Origin of the sequence: Bacillus sp. FSL H8-0492 (assembly GCF_038006145.1) — a bacterium.
Classification (GTDB): domain Bacteria; phylum Bacillota; class Bacilli; order Bacillales; family Bacillaceae_G; genus Bacillus_A; species Bacillus_A mycoides.
Window position 1 is genome coordinate 4,975,786 of sequence record NZ_JBBOUP010000001.1, and the last position, 17,743, is coordinate 4,993,528.

The 17,743-nt window shown below is 35.5% G+C and carries 16 protein-coding genes and 1 pseudogene; 6 read left to right on the forward strand and 11 right to left on the reverse strand.

Going from position 1 to position 17,743, the window contains the following annotated elements; genetic code table 11:
- Positions 1 to 118: 118 nt before the first annotated feature.
- Positions 119 to 223 (reverse strand): annotated as a pseudogene (locus tag MHH66_RS25805) (helix-turn-helix transcriptional regulator); the annotation flags it as partial.
- On the opposite strand from MHH66_RS25805, the gene MHH66_RS25810 reads away from it, so the two are divergent.
- Positions 183 to 551 (forward strand): VOC family protein, encoded by a 369-nt coding sequence (locus MHH66_RS25810; protein ID WP_227590941.1) that lies wholly within the window; start codon positions 183 to 185, stop codon positions 549 to 551. The pseudogene MHH66_RS25805 and the gene MHH66_RS25810 sit on opposite strands and share 41 nt — an antisense overlap.
- Before the next feature lie 103 nt (positions 552 to 654).
- Here the strand turns inward: MHH66_RS25810 and hpf are convergent, their stop codons facing one another.
- The 7 genes from hpf to MHH66_RS25845 all read right to left on the reverse strand — a co-directional run bounded on the left by hpf (position 655) and on the right by MHH66_RS25845 (position 6,909).
- Complete coding sequence (gene hpf / locus MHH66_RS25815) at positions 655 to 1,197, reverse strand: ribosome hibernation-promoting factor, HPF/YfiA family (RefSeq protein ID WP_002034758.1); 543 nt, start codon at positions 1,195 to 1,197, stop codon at positions 655 to 657.
- A gap of 320 nt (positions 1,198 to 1,517) precedes the next feature.
- The gene (gene cspC, locus MHH66_RS25820) at positions 1,518 to 1,715 is read right to left on the reverse strand and encodes a cold shock protein CspC (protein WP_001990088.1); all 198 of its coding nucleotides are present in this window, start codon (positions 1,713 to 1,715) and stop codon (positions 1,518 to 1,520) included.
- Between the two features lie 126 nt (positions 1,716 to 1,841).
- Positions 1,842 to 2,546 (reverse strand): ComF family protein, encoded by a 705-nt coding sequence (locus MHH66_RS25825; RefSeq protein WP_078184829.1) that lies wholly within the window; start codon positions 2,544 to 2,546, stop codon positions 1,842 to 1,844.
- A complete protein-coding gene (gene comFA / locus MHH66_RS25830) occupies positions 2,546 to 3,895 on the reverse strand; it encodes an ATP-dependent helicase ComFA (protein ID WP_100248593.1) in 1,350 nt (449 codons plus the stop codon). Before comFA ends, MHH66_RS25825 begins: the two co-directional genes overlap by 1 nt.
- A 130-nt stretch (positions 3,896 to 4,025) precedes the next feature.
- Positions 4,026 to 5,357, reverse strand: a complete 1,332-nt coding sequence (locus tag MHH66_RS25835) for a C40 family peptidase (RefSeq protein ID WP_078184831.1) — start codon at positions 5,355 to 5,357, stop codon at positions 4,026 to 4,028.
- 232 nt (positions 5,358 to 5,589) lie between these two features.
- Positions 5,590 to 5,904, reverse strand: coding sequence for a winged helix-turn-helix transcriptional regulator (locus MHH66_RS25840; protein ID WP_002089608.1), 315 nt, complete (start codon positions 5,902 to 5,904; stop codon positions 5,590 to 5,592).
- 162 nt (positions 5,905 to 6,066) lie between these two features.
- Positions 6,067 to 6,909, reverse strand: coding sequence for a DegV family protein (locus MHH66_RS25845; protein ID WP_002016143.1), 843 nt, complete (start codon positions 6,907 to 6,909; stop codon positions 6,067 to 6,069).
- A gap of 393 nt (positions 6,910 to 7,302) precedes the next feature.
- Here MHH66_RS25845 and MHH66_RS25850 point away from each other — a divergent pair, with 393 nt between their 5' ends.
- Positions 7,303 to 7,938, forward strand: coding sequence for a YigZ family protein (locus MHH66_RS25850; protein WP_002143754.1), 636 nt, complete (start codon positions 7,303 to 7,305; stop codon positions 7,936 to 7,938).
- A gap of 74 nt (positions 7,939 to 8,012) precedes the next feature.
- A complete protein-coding gene (locus MHH66_RS25855; protein ID WP_078184832.1) occupies positions 8,013 to 9,140 on the forward strand; it encodes an LCP family protein in 1,128 nt (375 codons plus the stop codon).
- A gap of 53 nt (positions 9,141 to 9,193) precedes the next feature.
- On the opposite strand, the gene wecB is transcribed toward MHH66_RS25855, so the two are convergent.
- Positions 9,194 to 10,309 (reverse strand): non-hydrolyzing UDP-N-acetylglucosamine 2-epimerase, encoded by a 1,116-nt coding sequence (gene wecB, locus MHH66_RS25860; protein WP_002034751.1) that lies wholly within the window; start codon positions 10,307 to 10,309, stop codon positions 9,194 to 9,196.
- Between the two features lie 75 nt (positions 10,310 to 10,384).
- The gene (locus MHH66_RS25865; protein WP_078184833.1) at positions 10,385 to 11,755 is read right to left on the reverse strand and encodes a UDP-glucose dehydrogenase family protein; all 1,371 of its coding nucleotides are present in this window, start codon (positions 11,753 to 11,755) and stop codon (positions 10,385 to 10,387) included.
- A gap of 450 nt (positions 11,756 to 12,205) precedes the next feature.
- On the opposite strand from MHH66_RS25865, the gene MHH66_RS25870 reads away from it, so the two are divergent.
- The 3 genes from MHH66_RS25870 (at position 12,206) to MHH66_RS25880 (ending at position 17,088) form a co-directional block, all read left to right on the forward strand.
- A complete protein-coding gene (locus MHH66_RS25870) occupies positions 12,206 to 13,279 on the forward strand; it encodes a glycosyltransferase family 4 protein (RefSeq protein ID WP_000378307.1) in 1,074 nt (357 codons plus the stop codon).
- 208 nt (positions 13,280 to 13,487) lie between these two features.
- Entirely contained in the window at positions 13,488 to 14,225 is a 738-nt protein-coding gene (locus tag MHH66_RS25875; RefSeq protein WP_012261992.1) for a polysaccharide deacetylase family protein, read from the forward strand.
- A 184-nt stretch (positions 14,226 to 14,409) separates the two neighbouring features.
- On the forward strand, positions 14,410 to 17,088 hold the full coding sequence (locus MHH66_RS25880; protein WP_078184834.1) for a PRD domain-containing protein: 2,679 nt from the start codon (positions 14,410 to 14,412) through the stop codon (positions 17,086 to 17,088).
- Positions 17,089 to 17,161: 73 nt separating this feature from the next.
- Here the strand turns inward: MHH66_RS25880 and exsM are convergent, their stop codons facing one another.
- Positions 17,162 to 17,575 carry an exosporium regulatory protein ExsM gene (gene exsM / locus MHH66_RS25885; RefSeq protein WP_003192389.1) on the reverse strand — a complete coding sequence of 138 codons (414 nt, stop codon included), beginning with the start codon at positions 17,573 to 17,575 and terminating at the stop codon, positions 17,162 to 17,164.
- Positions 17,576 to 17,743: the final 168 nt, after the last annotated feature.

A 17,743-nucleotide genomic window follows, 5' to 3' on the forward strand; every position in this document is an offset into this window, starting at 1 on the left:
AATGATAATTGTAACACTTGTCTTATAACTATGACAACAATCGTCCAAATGTCGAGCCGTAGATTCAGAAAAAGTTTTTATTTTATTTTATTTCTTCCAACAAACTACTATCTATTCGTTACAAATTTTGTATTAAATCTAAGTAGTATTCTTTCAAGTTCTCTTTTAAAGAAGATGGCTCAATTATTTTTATAGTTTTACCAAAACTAGCTAGATATGAAATGAAAGAAATAGATCCGAATTTCACGTATAAAGAAAGCCAAGAACATTATATTACCCATTCCGTTTTACAAATTGGCACTAATAAAATTATGATTGCAGAACAGGCAGTGGATTCCACACGCCCTTGGCAATTAAGTAATAGCTCATCATTATGCATTCAATCTAAAGATTTCCAAACCATTGAAGCACTCTATCACAATCTAATTCAACATGATGAGGTTTATATTTTAACACCTTTTGAAAAAAACTCCTTCAGCCCTGGTTACGCCATTGTGCGAGATCCTTTTGGAATAGTAATACAATTGACTGTTACAAAACATGACTTCTAAATTTTATTACGAATAAGCCATTTAAATTCATATCAATATTACAAGATAGGAAGGCAAAAACATATAAAAAAAGCGCAGCCATTTCGGCTGCGCCTTCGAATTATTATTTAGTTTCGATTAAACCATATTTCCCGTCTTTACGGCCATATACAACATTAGTTTCATTTGTATCAGCATTTGTGAAGACGAAGAAACTATGTCCTAGCATATCCATTTGCAAGATCGCTTCTTCAACGTCCATCGGTTTTAAATCGAATCGTTTTGTACGTACAAGTTCTAATTCATCCTCTTCTACCGCATCCAGAACAGCTACTGCTTCCGGAAGGATAAAGTTAGTTTTCACAGAACCTTTCTCACGTAATTTACGGTTTACCTTTGTTTTATGTTTACGAATTTGTCGCTCAATTTTATCAACTACTAAATCAATCGCAGCGTACATATCGCTATTTGTTTCTTCTGCACGAAGTAATAAATCTGTAAATGGAATTGTTACCTCGATACGTTGCTTGTCAGAGTATACTTTTAAATTAACCTTAATCTCTGGGAATGTATCAAAATAACGCTCTAATTTACTTAGTTTTTTCTCTACATATTCCTTTAATGCTGGAGTTACTTCAATATTTTCACCACGAATGTTGAATTTCATAGATGAATTCCTCCTTTCAAGCCTATGTACTATAATTTCGACATTGGCTTAAAAACTCCTTCTAATTTTTTTAAAAAATTAGTGGAATTGCGATTTTTTTATCGTTTTTTGTTGAAATGAAAAGATGCATCGTTTCTATCTTTATTTTATCCTATTAACATCGTGAATAACGAATGTAACTGTGGACAATTAGTTACAGAAAAGAAACAACTTTTTGACAACCCCTCTAAAACAAAAAAGCCCTTGTTACGAGCAAGAGCTTTCGCCATCTATATAATGCTGCTAAAAATACAGCTCTATCTTTTCCAAAAACTTAATTTTTACAGTTTCACAACATTAGCCGCTTGTGGCCCACGTGCTCCATCAACAATATCAAACTCCACTTGTTGACCTTCTTCTAACGACTTATACCCATCTTGTTGAATAGCAGAAAAATGAACAAACACATCGTCACCATCTTCACGCTCAATAAACCCAAATCCCTTTTCTGCATTGAACCATTTTACTCGTCCTTGCATGTTCATTCCATTCCCTTCACTCTTAAAATCAGGGCATTCGCCCCATATTCTGACTATAGCGAATGACAAGACTGTAAGTCAAAGAAGACCTGTCGTCTTTTTATTACTCCTTTCGACATTCACATATTAACCTCTACAAAGCGTCAAACAAGAAACCTCTCTCGCTCCTCGATCATACAAAAGGCTTCCAATTTGCCTAACAGTAATTCCTGTCGTATACACATCATCCACGATTAAAACGTGTTGCTCATGAAACATCTCTTCTCCCTGAAAATAAAAAGGATTAACTCCCGATATCCTTTCTTTACGCTTCTTCTTACTTTGTTTTTCTGTTTCTATTCTTCTTAATGATGTACAAAACATTTTGATAGGCAAACAAGAAGCTAGTAACTCCGCTTGATTAAAACCACGCTCGTATTCTCGCTCTTCACTAAGAGGAACCGGAATGGCAACTGAAACATTCGCAAAATATTTTTGAAAAAGACTTCGAAAAGGCTGATGAAAAATATGCACTAATTCAGCATCTCCTCGAAATTTAAACTGTGCTAATATTTCTTTCATCCCTTCATCATACACATGCAACGAACGATTTATGAGAGACGGAAACCACTGCTCGTTCGTCCACCTTATGCAGTCCATACAAATATCCCCATTTTTATATTCAGCTGGTACAAGTTCTAAAGGCCGACCACACTCCTTGCAAATATCTCCTATAATATAGGAAAGTTTTTGTTCACATCTATCACATATATACTTTTTATGAAGCTTAACAAAAAAAGTGTACCAACTAATCGCATATGAAATATACTCATCACAAAGTAGACAATGCATCAATCTATCAGTCCTTGTTCTTTAGCACTCTTATTCATACTTTGAATATGTTTTTTCGCACGAACCATCGCCTCTGTCTTTCCATAATGAAAATAGATAACATCTCCATGCGGTTCATCAGAGCTTCTGCCAGCACGCCCTGCAATTTGAACGAGAGCACTTTCTGAAAATATTTCTTCCTCAGCTCCTAAAACTGCAACTTGCAAATTTTTAACAGTTACTCCTCGTTCCAAAATCGTCGTTGTAACTAATAAAGGGATTTCTCCTTTTCTGAAAGCTGCTACCTTCTCTTTTCTCGCCGGATCTTCTGCATGCACACCGTCAATTTGATTGTTTAATGATTTTAATAACTGGCTAATTTCTTCTACATATCGCACATGAGGAACAAATAAAAAAATGGGGTATCGTTTCGATAAGTACAGATTTAACCATTGTAATAAAGCACGAGGAATTTTTTTACGTATAAGACCCTTTTTCCAATTTCCGCACCACTGAAATATCGGAACTGGCAATGGATGACGATGGTATCGCCCTGAAATAATAACCCCTTTTTGCTTACCACTTCGCAACTTACGCTTCCACTTTTCATCTGGAGTTGCAGTTAAATAAATACGTGCTGCCTTCTCTTTCATCGCTTCGTTTACTGCATACTGCAACATCTTATCTGCATGATACGGAAAAGCATCTATCTCATCTACAATCATGACATGGAACGCCCTATAATAACGTAACAATTGATGTGTAGTTGCAACGATTAACGCCGCATCTTTTTCTCGGTCTAAACTCCCTCCGTATAAAGCAGCTACATTTATATTTGGAAACACTTCTTGTAATCTTGGTGCTAATTCAAGTACAACGTCCGTTCTCGGCGTTGCAATACAAACTCTTTCTCCCTTTTGTAGTGCCTCTGCAATTCCGCGAAACAACATTTCTGTTTTTCCAGCCCCGCACACCGCCCAAATAAAAAATGATTCTTTCTGCTTAACAGCGTCAACGACACTTTGCGCAGCTAACTCCTGACCGTCAGACAAAACGCCTTCCCACTGTAACGGATTCAAATAACTTTCTCCGCTTATTTCAGCAATCCCGCGAACAAGTACAGTACATTCACTTACCCTGCCCATCGTTATACATTTCCGGCAATACGTACATACTTCATTGCACCTTTTACATAGCAATGATACAAATAGTCGCTGCTCTATATTTCCGCAGCGCTGACACATATATTTTGAAGACTTCTTAATTACCCCTTGTACACAAACGACGTCTCGATTCCTTTTCAGATGATCCAATTTATTCTGCAAATCTGAAGAGAGTTCTTCTAACAGTAACTGTCTACCAGCTAACATCATCAATAGCCACCTCCAGCACTACTATAAACCCTTCTCTTTATCTCGTAAAAACTCAAAAAAGCCGATAACCTACTTATAAAATAGTAAGCTATCGACTTTATACACGTTTTTTATTCAATTATAAATCCTATAATCTACCGTAACCTAAGAAATGTTTTTGGTTGTAGCTACTGCTTAAGCTAGCGTAAGCAATCCCTTTATCACCTGCATGAATCATCTGGTCGTTACCAACGTAAATACCGATGTGAGATGGACCTGCTTTATAAGTACCTTGGAAGAATACTAAATCTCCAGGTTGTGGGCTACTTACTTTCGAAACTGAGTTCCAGTAACCTGCAACGTCTTGACGACCTACACCATAAATGTAAGAAATAAATCCACTACAGTCAAAACCACCGTTTGATGGAGATGCACTTCCCCAAACATATGGCTTACCTAAGTATTGTTGCGCTTTACCAATTACGCCAGGAGCCGGAGTTGGACCTGGTGCTGGCTCTGGTTTTTTGTTTTCTTGTTTAGGTGTCTCTTTTTTAGGCTCTTCTTTTTTAGGCTCTTCTTTTTTAGGTTCTTCTTTTTGAGCTTGTCCAGCATTGTTTGCTGGTGCAGCTTGTTGAGCTTGTGCTTCTTTAGCAGCTTGTTCTGCTTGTTTTTGAGCAGCAGCTTCTTGTGCAGCTTTTTCTTGCGCTTCTTTTTCAGCGATTTGTTGTAATTTTAATGCCTGTTGTTCAAGCTCTTTCAATTGACCTTCCGTACTTGTCATTGTAGTTACAACTGTATCCATTTTACCACTTAAATCGTTTACTGCTGTTGCTTTTTTCTCTTTTTCAACGTCAAGTTCTTTCTTAGCAGTTTCAATTTGAGCTTGTGCTTCTTTTAATTCTTTTTGTTTTTCTTTTACTGTCTCAACATCTTTTTTCACGTTCGTTTGATCTTCTTGTTGTGTTTTCATGATATCTTCGTCAGATTCCATAATTTTAGACACAGAAGCTAAACGATCAACTAAATCTGCAACGTTTTTAGAGTTTACAAGAACTTCTGTTACAATGTTCGTATTTGGCTGTTCTTGTAGTGCAACTAAACGTTTTCTTAATAACTCTTCACGTTTTGCAATCTTTGTTTGTAGTTCTGCAATATCTTTATTTTTATTTTCGATTAATTGCTCAGTATCAGAAACTTTTTTTGTTGTTTCATCAAGTTTTGAAGCGTTCTCTTGAACAGACTTATCCAAACCTTGGATTGTTTTGTTTAAGTCATTCATTTGTTTTTGTAATTCATCACGTTCTTGTTGTTGTTTATGTAAAGTATCATTTTGTGTGTTAATTTGTGATTTCACGTCAGAAATTTTACCTTCTGCAAATACATTTGGTGTTAGCCCTGAAAACATTAACCCTGCAACTAATGCACAAGATGCCATTTTTAGCTTTTTCATTTTATTTTTTACACCGCTTTCTTTTTTCATTTTCCGTATATAACCTATTAAAATTTATACCATAATTCGGGAGTTTTTTTGCTAATGTTACGGTTTTGTAAAATAAATGTAATATTACATTTATCTCTATAGCAAAGTATATCTAAATTTGTATATATATGTAGAATTTTAAGAGCCTTACACCGTTTTTTATAGAATTGAAAAAAACGTAAGGGAACTCCTTACGTTTTGAAAATACTCCAATATGAATGAAATAGAAACGTTACTTCATCCATTTCTCAGCCCAATTTTGGACCTCATCCATAACACTTTCCAACGCTTTCCCTTTATCAGTTACACCGTACTCGATTCTAACTGGTACTTCTGGGTAAACATTACGAACTACAATACCTTCGCCTTCTAATTCCTTTAAACGTTCTGACAACATACGATCGCTCATATTCGGTATAATATCTGCGATTTCTCTGAAACGTTTCGGCTCTTCGAGCAAAGATTTAATAATTAAGCCAGTCCATTTCTTACTAAGCATTGTAAAAGCTGACTCAAACTTTGGACATAAACAAGAATTATGCTCCATATGTTTCACCTCTCTTCTATTATAATATAGTTTCTTGTAAAAAGTAAGTAATAAAACTTTCCTTATTATTTAATTTTACATACATTTTACCATTTCCAAATATTAACTTGTCAAATCCCCGTAAAAAAACCCTCTTCAAGTAAGAGAGCTTTTATATCTTTATCACTTCGTATACCAACCTAAACCAAGCGCACCTTCACCTAAATGCGTCCCAATTACAGCTCCGAAATAACTCGTACGAATTGTAACATGAGGGTATATCTCTTCTAATTCTTGTTTCCATTCATTAGCTTCCTCTTCACGATTCGCATGAATAATAACAGCTTCCATAGGCACACCTTTATTTGCCTGCTCATCAAAGATTTCAACGATACGCTTTAACGCTTTTTTACGCGTACGAATTTTTTCGAATGGAATAATTACTTTATCTCTAAAGTATAATACTGGTTTTACTTGTAACAAACTACCAATAAAAGCTTGTGCACTATTTAATCTTCCACCACGTTGTAAATGATGTAAATCATCCACTACAAAATAAGCATCCATCGTTTGCTTCATTTCATCAAAGCGAGCGATAATCTCTTCTGGGGCTTTCCCTTCACTTACTAATTTTGCCCCTTCACGCACGTAAAACCCTTGTACTTCACAACTAATTTCAGAGTCGTACGTATATACATCAATACCATCTACCATCTGTCCAGCTGCCGTTGCTGTTTGATATGTACCACTAATTCCACTGGAAAGGTGAATGCTAATAACTGCATCATATTCTTTAGATAACTCTTCATATAACTCTAAAAACTTTCCAATTGCTGGTTGCGAAGTTTTCGGAAGTTCCTCTTGTTCACGTACCTTTATATAAAAATCATTTGCTGAAACTTCAGCCTCTTCTTGATAAGATTCCGTTCCAAACACGACGTTTAATGGAATCATATATATATTGAGTTCGTCACGAATATGCTTCGGTATATATGCTGTACTATCGGTAACAATAGCTGTTTTCATTTTCGTACCTGCCTTATAAAAAATTTTTATCCCCTAATTTTACACGAAAACTAGAAAAGGTGCATCCATACATAAAAATGCCAGCTAGAAACTACAATCACTCGCTCGACAAATTACAACAAAAAGATAAAGTGAAACTTTAATCAGTGGGGGTTTTGTTCATCCCCCACTGATTATTAGCCTTCACCAATCGGGCTTTTACGGGCAGCCCGACTCCCATCCTAACTTCTTTGCACCAGCTGAATTTTGAGGTAGGAGTCTTACTGCCCACAAATAGCGGGATAAAATACTCACCAAAAATTTCAACATATTTGTAAAAAATGTTTGAATATAAAAACGCTCGCTTTTAAAATGTAAAGTACTAGTTATTTTGAAAGATAGGGGCGTATACCATTGTTATTACAATATTTAACAATAAAAGGCTATGGAGAGCACGAAATTGTGATTCAAAAATCAAGATTCATTTGCTATGTGAATCGCGCCACAACGGAAGAGGAAGCTCAAACATTTATACAAAAAATAAAAAAACAGCATTGGAATGCAACACATAATTGTTCCGCATATTTAATCGGCGAACAAGATCAAATTCAAAAAGCGAACGATGACGGTGAACCGAGCGGCACAGCTGGTGTGCCTATGTTAGAGGTATTAAAAAAACGAGGTCTAAAAGATACTGTCGTCGTCGTTACGCGCTATTTTGGCGGCATTAAACTTGGTGCTGGTGGATTAATTCGCGCATATGGAAAATGTACAAGTGAAGGTCTTAACCATGTAGGCGTTGTTGAACGAAAACTAATGCGCGTTATGCAAACAGAAATTGATTACACTTTACTTGGCAAAGTTGAAAATGAATTACGCAATTCAGAATATGCTATTAAAGATATACATTATCTAGAAAATGTCACATTTGATGCGTATGTAGAAGAGGACAAAAGACAACCATTCACAGATTGGATGATTGAATTAACAAACGGGAAGTGTACAATTAAAGAAGGAGATATGTTGTACTTAGAACAAGGCGTTGTCTAAGAATAGCTAACGTCTCGCCTTTAAAGATTAATGTAGTGAATTAATTCCCTACAAATGAACTAAGGAGATTATATATGGAAGAACGTTATAATCATCTCCAAAATAGCAGAATAAAAAAGAAACGTAGAAGAAAACTTTTCTTCTTTCTTATTTTCGCATTTTTATTTGGTAGCGTAGGACTTTATATGTTAAATTCCTACACTTCTCTCATGGGGATGTACAGTGGATTTAGCCGTGAAAAATCTAAATTACGAGCAGAAGATGTGGAAATCACAAAAAAACCTTTCACAATACTAATTATGGGTATTGAGGATTATGCAACTGATGGTCAAAATGGTCGAACAGATTCACTCATGTTCGCGACAGTTAATCCAAACTCAAAAAAGGTTTCACTTATGAGTATCCCACGCGATTCTCGTGTTAAGATTGTTGGCAAAAATAAAGAAGACAAAATTAACGCTGCTCATGCTTACGGTGGAGAAAAAATGGCAATCGACACCGTCGAAGCGTTTTTAAAAGTTCCTGTTGATCATTATATTAAAATTGATTTCCAAGGATTTAAAGGTATCGTTGATGCTGTTGACGGTATTACCGTTGATGTCCCCTTCGATTTCTGGGAACGCTCTGACGTGGATTACTATAAAAAAATCCAATTTAAACAAGGTCAACAGAACTTAAATGGTGAAGAAGCACTCGCATACGTCCGTATGCGAAAGCAAGATCCTAACGGTGATTATGGTCGAGCTGCTAGACAAAGACAAGTACTGGCTGCTGTTGCCCAAAAGCTAAACTCTGCTTCTACCGTATTTAAAATTAAAGATTTAACAAAGGTAGTTGGAAAATATATAAAAACCGATATTCCTATTTCAGACGGACTTGCTCTTTACAATAAAATCTCTGGATTCGACCCTTCTACAATACAAACTTTAAAACTTGAAGGAGAAGACAGAAAAATTGGCGGTATTTATTACTTCCTTCCAGATCCAATCAGTGTAGAGACTGTACGTAACGAAATTGAAAAGGAAATAGGAGAAAAAGCAAAAGTTCCAACAGAGACTACGAAAAATGAGAATACAAATTCCGATTCAAATTCTAACTCCAGCGCAAAAGCAAAGAAGGAGCCGAGTGAGAACAAAACACCACCGCCTCCTCCCCCTTCTACAAATGCTCATGCAGAGTGGATTATGAGGAATCATGAATAAAAAAAGAGCCAAATCGTATACGATTTGGCTCTTTTTATTTCACGCAATTGTTGTTACTTCTTAAAGTGTTGTAAAATCGCTTCTACAATACGCTCTGATGCACGACCATCGCCGTAAGGGTTAGATGCTTTCGTCATCTTATCATGAGCTTCTTTATCAGATAACAACTCATCAGCAAGACCAAAGATTGTCTCTTCATCTGTTCCTGCTAATTTCAGCGTACCTGCTTCGATACCTTCTGGGCGTTCCGTCGTATCACGAAGGACAAGGACTGGCACACCTAGTGATGGTGCTTCCTCTTGTACACCACCAGAATCAGTTAACATTAAGTATGAACGAGCTGCAACGTTATGGAAATCAATTACATCTAACGGCTCAATTAAATGAATACGGCTATGCTCGCCTAAAATATCATTCGCTATTTCGCGAACAACAGGATTCATATGAACAGGGTATACAACTTGTACATCTTCGTGCTTATCAACAAGACGCTTAATTGCACGGAACATATTGCGCATTGGTTCTCCTAAATTTTCACGACGGTGTGCTGTCATAAGTACAAGACGATCATTTCCAAGTTTCTCTAACACCGAATGGCTATAAGTTTCTTTTACAGTTGTCTTCAGTGCATCGATCGCTGTATTTCCTGTTACGAAAATGCGTGACTCATCTTTATTTTCTTTTTGTAAGTTCGTTGCTGATTTTGTTGTAGGTGAGAAATGAAGATCCGCCATTACACCTGTTAGTTGGCGATTCATCTCTTCTGGATATGGAGAATACTTATCCCATGTACGAAGTCCTGCTTCAACATGTCCTACTGGAATTTGATTATAAAAAGCAGCTAAGCTTGCAATAAATGTCGTCGTTGTATCACCATGCACAAGTACGATATCAGGCTTCGCTTCTTTCATTACTTTATCTAAACCTTCTAAACCACGTGTTGTAATATCGATTAACGTTTGACGATCTTTCATGATATTCAAATCGAAATCTGGCGTAATTCCAAAGATATTTAATACTTGATCTAACATTTGACGGTGTTGTGCTGTTACAGTCACAATTGATTCAATCTTTTCTGGGTGCTTTTGCAACTCTAATACAAGAGGTGCCATTTTAATTGCTTCTGGTCGTGTCCCGAAAATTGTCATTACTTTTAAACGTTCAGTCATTTCATTGCCTCTTTTCTTTCACTAGTTAAAACTTCTATTATCGCATATAAAAATATGCATGTGAAAATACACTTTTTAACGCACCTGAGAAACATTACTATTACAGGCGCCTTTTCGCCCAACTGAGTAATAATCTAATCCATGCTCCTCGGCATCCCTATTAGTATAACAATTTCTCCCATCAAATAGAATAGGTTCCCTCATAAGCTGTGCATACTTTTCTAGCGGATAATTTCGAATTGATTCCCATTCTGTTACGATAAAAACTGCATGTGCCTCTCTAATCGATTCATCTATACACTCAGTGTATCGTATCGTATTTCCAAATAAACTTCTTACATTTTGAATAGCTTGCGGGTCATATAAAACCACATCCGCACCTATATTAATTAATTCCTCTATTATAATAAGAGATGGCGCTTCCCTAATATCGTCAGTATTCGGTTTGAATGCTGCACCAAGAACCGCAATTCGCTTCTTCTTCATATCTATAATTTTCTTCGCTTTTTCAACTAACAACAACTGTTGTTTATTATTCACTTCAATGACTGCTTTCAACAAGCGAAAATCATGAGAAACATTCCCTGCAATTTGCACCAGTGCTTTCGTATCTTTTGGAAAACAAGATCCTCCATATCCGATGCCTGCATTTAAAAAAGATGCACCAATTCTCTTATCCATCCCCATCCCTGTAGCTACATCTACTATATCTGCACCCACTTGCTCACATATATTAGAAATTTCATTAATAAAACTAATCTTCGTAGCTAAAAAAGCATTAGATGCATATTTAATCATCTCAGCACTTCGAATATCTGTAATATACGTTTGTAAGCTTAATTTGCTGTACAAATTCTCTACTTTCCTTGCCGCTTCTTCACTACATGATCCAATTACGATACGATCACCATGAAAAAAATCATAAATACCAGAACCTTCTCTTAAAAACTCTGGATTCGATACAATATATAATTCATGTCTACCTTGTAGTTTATCCTCAATCCATTCTCTCATTACATCATTTGTCCCTACAGGAACCGTACTTTTCGTAACAACAATAATATCGTTATTCACATATGTTCCAATATCATCACAAGCGCTACGAATATACGTTAAATCTGCTGTTCCATCTAATAAAGATGGCGTTCCAACTGCAATAAATATAAACTCTACATCATTAAATGCCGCTGATTTACTTGCTGTAAAAGTTAAATGATTATTCTCGTATGCTTCATTTATTAATTCATTTAATCCACATTCATAAATAGGTAACTCGCCTTGTTTAATCCGTTCAATTTTTTCACTATTTATATCGAAACATGTGACTGAATGTCCCAATCTCGCCAATCCTACTCCTGTAATCAATCCAACATATCCGGTACCTACTATCGTAATTTTCATTTTCCTTTCGCACAGGAATATATATAAGAAAATATACGAATACATAGAACTCCCCTGTGCTTCCCCCTCTCACACTAAAAATGAGAAAACTCTTTCACTTCTTTATTATATGAATTGTTTTTTTATTCTTTTTTAAGATTTTGTAAAGTTAAATGATGCAATATATACAAAATGTAAATTCCCACATTTTAACACGGAACTTACTCAATTTTACGTGCAACACTTATAATACTGAAACAAAAGTCATCGCTATATGAGGGGGAAGTACAATGTCACATTACAAGCCACAATATGAGATCAACCTTCTCAAAGGACACAACATTCCATATCCAATTGTCATATATTCTATTCACTCCCCTTTACAGCCAAAAGAAAAAAAGATTGAATTCTAATCTTTTTGTGATACCATATGTTATGAGCCTGTAAATAAACATCATAATTTTCAGATAAATACAATTAGAAAAATTACGTTAAACTATAAAGGGTGGGGTATTAATGGACTCACAAGTGATTTATGCCATTTTGGCATCTTTCATCACTGTACTCGTCGTTACTCCTTTAGTTATTAAATTAGCTTTCAAAATAGGAGCAACAGACAAGCCAAATGCGCGTAAAGTACACCAAAAAATTATGCCTCGTCTTGGCGGGTTAGCAATTTTCATCGGTGTAGCCGTAGGATTTGTTGTCGGTGGATTGTACGAACAAAGAATGTTATCGATAACTTTAGGTGCTATCATCATTGTTATCATCGGGATTTTAGATGATATGTACGAACTATCTGCGAAGGTAAAATTCGGTGGACAACTATTAGTTGCCATCATGATTGTAAAAAGTGGATTATTAGTGCAAGTATTATATATTCCAATTCTTGGAGATACTGAGCTCGGATGGCTTGCTTATCCAATTACTGTATTTTGGATTGTGGGTATTACAAATGCCATCAACTTAATTGATGGATTAGATGGATTATCCGCAGGGATTTCATCTATCGTACTTGCAACGCTAGCATATATGGCCTTCACTAGCCCATGGGGTACTGGAGCAGCTATTATATTACCTCTAGCACTGATTACATTAGCAAGTACAATTGGATTTTTATTCTACAACTTCCATCCAGCAAAAATTTTCATGGGAGATACAGGAGCACTATTTTTAGGATACTGTATTTCTGTTATATCGTTACTTGGATTATACAAAAGCGTAACGTTATTCAGTTTTATCGTTCCAATCATCATTTTAGGTGTACCTATATTTGATACGACATTTGCAATTATCCGCCGTATCGTAAATAAAAAGCCTATTTCAGCACCTGATAAATCGCATTTACATCACCGTTTGCTTGCAATGGGATTCTCTCATCGTAAAACGGTACTAATTATTTACGCATTGGGTATTTTCTTTAGTGTAAATGCAATTATTTTCAGTAGTGCAACATTATGGTTATCCATTATTCTTCTTTTCATTTTGATCTTCTTTACAGAAATCATTGCTGAAGTAATCGGTCTTGTACACGAACGTTACAAACCAATTATTTCCTTCTATAAAAAAGTGAAAAAACGCGAAGACTAATTGTAGTATAGCCTTTACTATTATGAAATATTCAAATAGCATCCTCTTTTCATAAGAGGATGCTATTTTTTATTTTTTAATCCTTATTCCCCATTTCCAAAATATAGATTGTTTGAGAGTGCCTCTATTGGAGAAAGATATACGTATAACGAAAAAAGTATCAAATTTTCATTTTTACATCTTGATTGTCAAACTGAGGGTGAATGTTATGATCAAGCGATTACTTCAATGTATAATTTTATTTTTAACTATTACTATGTACGCATCATCGAATACAAAAGCAACTACAGACATTCAAGTAAAAGATTACCAAAGTACTCAAACTACCTCTCCTACAACAAAAATTGCGTACTTAACATTTGATGACGGACCAAATAAATACACACCACAAATTTTAAATATTTTAAAAGAGAAGAACGGAAAAGCAACTTTCTTCGTTATTGGCGGAAAGGTGCCACATTATAAAAAAACGATGGAGCGATTGATTAAAGATGGACATTATATCGGTCTCCATAGTATGTCGCATGATGTAAAACGTCTTTATACTGGCGATCCATCTGTTTTAATTGCAGAAATGGAGCAAACCCAAAACATTGTCCAACAAGTTACACATTTAAATACACATCTCGTTCGGGTCCCATACGGTAGCATGCCTTACTTAAAAAAGAATTACCGTGACGCACTCGTATCTGCCCAGTATAAAATGTGGGATTGGACAATTGATACATATGACTGGAAAAGCTATGATAATCCTTCCGCAATACTAGAAAGAGTACGAAATCAAAGCGATGAACAAGTAGAGGTTATTTTAATGCATGATTCTAGTGTCACAGTGCAAATACTCCCAAAAGTAATTGATTATTTACACTCACAAGGATATAAACTACTTCCCTACAATCCATCTTCCCATCTTGAAGTGAATTTTTGGAAAGACACAAGATTGTAACAGCTTTAGTACCTATGTACTAAAGCTGTTTTACCCCGCGTTAACGCCCGATTGGTGAAGGCTAATAATCAGTGGGAATGAACAAAAACCCCACTGATTAAAGTTTCACTTTATTTTTCTCTTCCCACACTTCTCATTTTTGTGTAGAATTTTAAATAGTGATGAAGTTTCGAGGTGAATAGAAATGAAACGAATAGATCTCATTTTTAACGCAATACAAAAAGGGAATTATACAGAAGGTATAACAGCATCAGAACTCGCTACACTTCTACAGCTAGACCGTGCAAATGTTAGTAGCGATTTAAACAAGCTTGTGAAAGATAATCGTTTATTAAAAACGATTACACGCCCTGTCCGTTTTTATATAGAAACGAACACTTCATTGGAAACGCATTCAACAAAGGGCACTTCATTAGATACATTTGCTATTGAAAATACAAGCCTAAAAATTGCAATTGAAAAAGCAAAAGCTTCTATTCTCTATCCTCCAAACGGTATGCATACTTTACTACTTGGAGAAACAGGTGTCGGAAAATCGATGTTCGCTTCTTTAATGCACGAATACGCAATTGAAGTGGAACAACTTCCAAAAGATGCACCTTTTATCGTCTTTAACTGTGCTGATTATGCAAACAATCCACAACTACTACTTGGACAGTTATTTGGGATAAAAAAAGGAGCTTACACAGGTGCCAGTGATCAAAAAGGGCTAATTGAAAAAGCACATGAAGGAATCCTCTTCTTAGATGAAGTACATCGCCTTCCTCCAGAAGGACAAGAGATGCTCTTCACATTTATTGATCGCGGAGTATACCGCCGCCTTGGAGAAACGGAAAATGAACGTAAGGCACGAGTGTTGATTATTACTGCAACAACCGAAGAACCAAATTCATTTTTATTAAAAACATTTACAAGACGTATTCCGATGACCGTTACGCTTCCACCACTTCGTGAGCGAACACATAAAGAACGGTTTGCTTTACTGCAACTATTTTTCACAAATGAAGCAATTCGTCTAAGGAAAGAGATTCATGTTAGTCCAAATACAATGCGTGCTTTCGTCTTTTACAATTGTCCAAATAACATCGGTCAATTGAAAACGGACGTACAAATTGCCTGTGCGAAGGCTTATTCTGATTTTGTAACAAAAAAACGTGATTCTGTCTGTGTTTCAAGTACAGATTTACCTTGGTATATGAAAGAAGGATTATTTATTGAAAGAAAGAGCCGTCATCTATATCAAATACCAAATGAAACATTTGTATTTACAGGTGATGAAGGTTGGAGTAAACATACAATAAAACCGGAAGGAAGTCGCTCTTCTATTTACGATTATATTGATTATAAATATGAAGAACTTCAAGCACGCGGCATTGAAGAGGAAGAATTAGAATTACTAATAGAAAATGATATTCAAAGCTTTTTCGTCCAATACTTTAACCAAATATCTAAAAAAACAAGTCATGAAAATGTTTTTAAAATTGTGGATCGTAATATCGTTTCCGTATGTGAAAAAATTGCGGAACTAGCTGAAAAATATTTATCTAAAACTTTCGATGAAAAAGTATTTCTCGCTTTAAGTTTACATGTACAGACAACTCTACAACGTTTACAGGGCGGGAAACAAATTCACCACCCACAATTAAATCAAATTCGTACGAAATATAAAGAAGCTTTTTCCGTAGCTATGCAATGTATTCAGCTATTAGAAGAAGAATTACAAATAACCATACCTATTGATGAAGCTGGCTTTTTAACAATGTTCTTCGTTGTTGATCCAATTCCTGCCTCACAAACAGAAGTAAAAGTATTAATATTAGCACACGGTAATGGCATCGCAACAGAAATGGCAAACGTTGCAAACGAACTTCTCGGTATTGATGAAGTAACTGGTATCGATATGCCCTTGCATGAATCACCAAAAGACTTCTTAGAGCGTGTTAAAGTGTATATGAAAACACTTCAAAATATAAACGGGCTTCTTTTACTTGTTGATATGGGATCTCTCGCTTATATTGGTGATATATTAGAAACTGAATTCAAAATCCCTGTACGTGTTCTTTCCATGACGAGTACACCACACGCACTAGAAGCAGCTCGAAAAGCTCAGCTTGGCTATTCATTAGATGCACTATACGAAACAGTGAAGAACTTAACGCCGTTCTATTTAAACGTACAGGAAGAAAAGAAAAAGCCACTATCGCCAATGAAATCCGTGATTTTAACAGCTTGTTTAACCGGCGAAGGAAGTGCTTTAGCAATTCAAAAAATGTTAGAGAACTATTTACGCTTTGATAAAGACTTAATTGAAATTATTCCGATTAGCATCGTTCATGAAAAAGATTTAACGAAAATGATCGAGAACATAAAAAAAGAGCGTAATATCATTTGTATCGTCACGAATTTCGATATGCAAATACCTTGCTTAACATATCATTTCCAAGACATTGTGAACTACACAGCTATTCAACCAATTCAAGAATTGATTACGTATGAAGAAACATATGCAAAAATGGCTGATATTCTTGAACAACAAATGCAGCGTAACGATGGAGCATTACTTATTAAAACAATTCGTTATGCATTAAATACAATTCAAGAATTGATTTCTTTACAGCTAACTCCCGACAGTTTAATGGGTGTGATTTTGCATATGAGCTGCATGGTTGACCGTCTTCAAAAAGGCGAAAGTCTCCTCCCTCATCCTGATAAAGAAAAACGAAGACAAGATGAGTACTGGATGTATATGAAAGTGAAAAAAGCATTGCAACCTATTGAAAATACATTTGAAATACAAATCCCAGATGACGAAGTATTTTATATAATGGACTTCTTCATTAAAAATCAGCCTGTAAAAAATTAAACTAGGGGATATTGTAGCACTCTATATAATTAGAAAAGGCTGTTCCAAAATGTTTTTTGGACAGCCTTTTCGCTTACTTCTTTACTTCCCTTATTCTCCCCCTTATTTCTCCCTTTTTATTAGCTTTCGTATTAACATTTACATATACATTTGCTTGCATTATCTCTTGAAACAAGCTGTCAAATGCTCTCCCCTGTAAAGGCCCTTCAAAATCCTCTACTCTAGCTACACCAGTAACGACTCCTTCATTCACACTAATCCCTTGCTCTAACGGACCAAACAAACTTAAAATAACTGGACCAATTTGATTCGCTTTTCCTAAATGAATTTGGCATGACGTGATTTTTTTTATATTTTTTAATATGACCCGATATTGCAACTTCTTTAAATCTTCACTAAAAATGAGCTCTGTTACACCGTAAGCTTCTGTATTTACAGGAGGTACTTCCCTCTTCCCTGTTAACCTAGCAAAGAAATGTGTTGTCATACGGGCATTCTCCTCATATAAATTTCCCAGCACTACTTCTACTACTTTATGGTTTAGACATAATCATTTATGACTTTTTCAAATTTTAATTACGAAGAAAAGATTCACACAATCTTTACATTAAAATCGTTTCTTTTGCTTTACTCCCTCTTGTATAATGCACTTAGA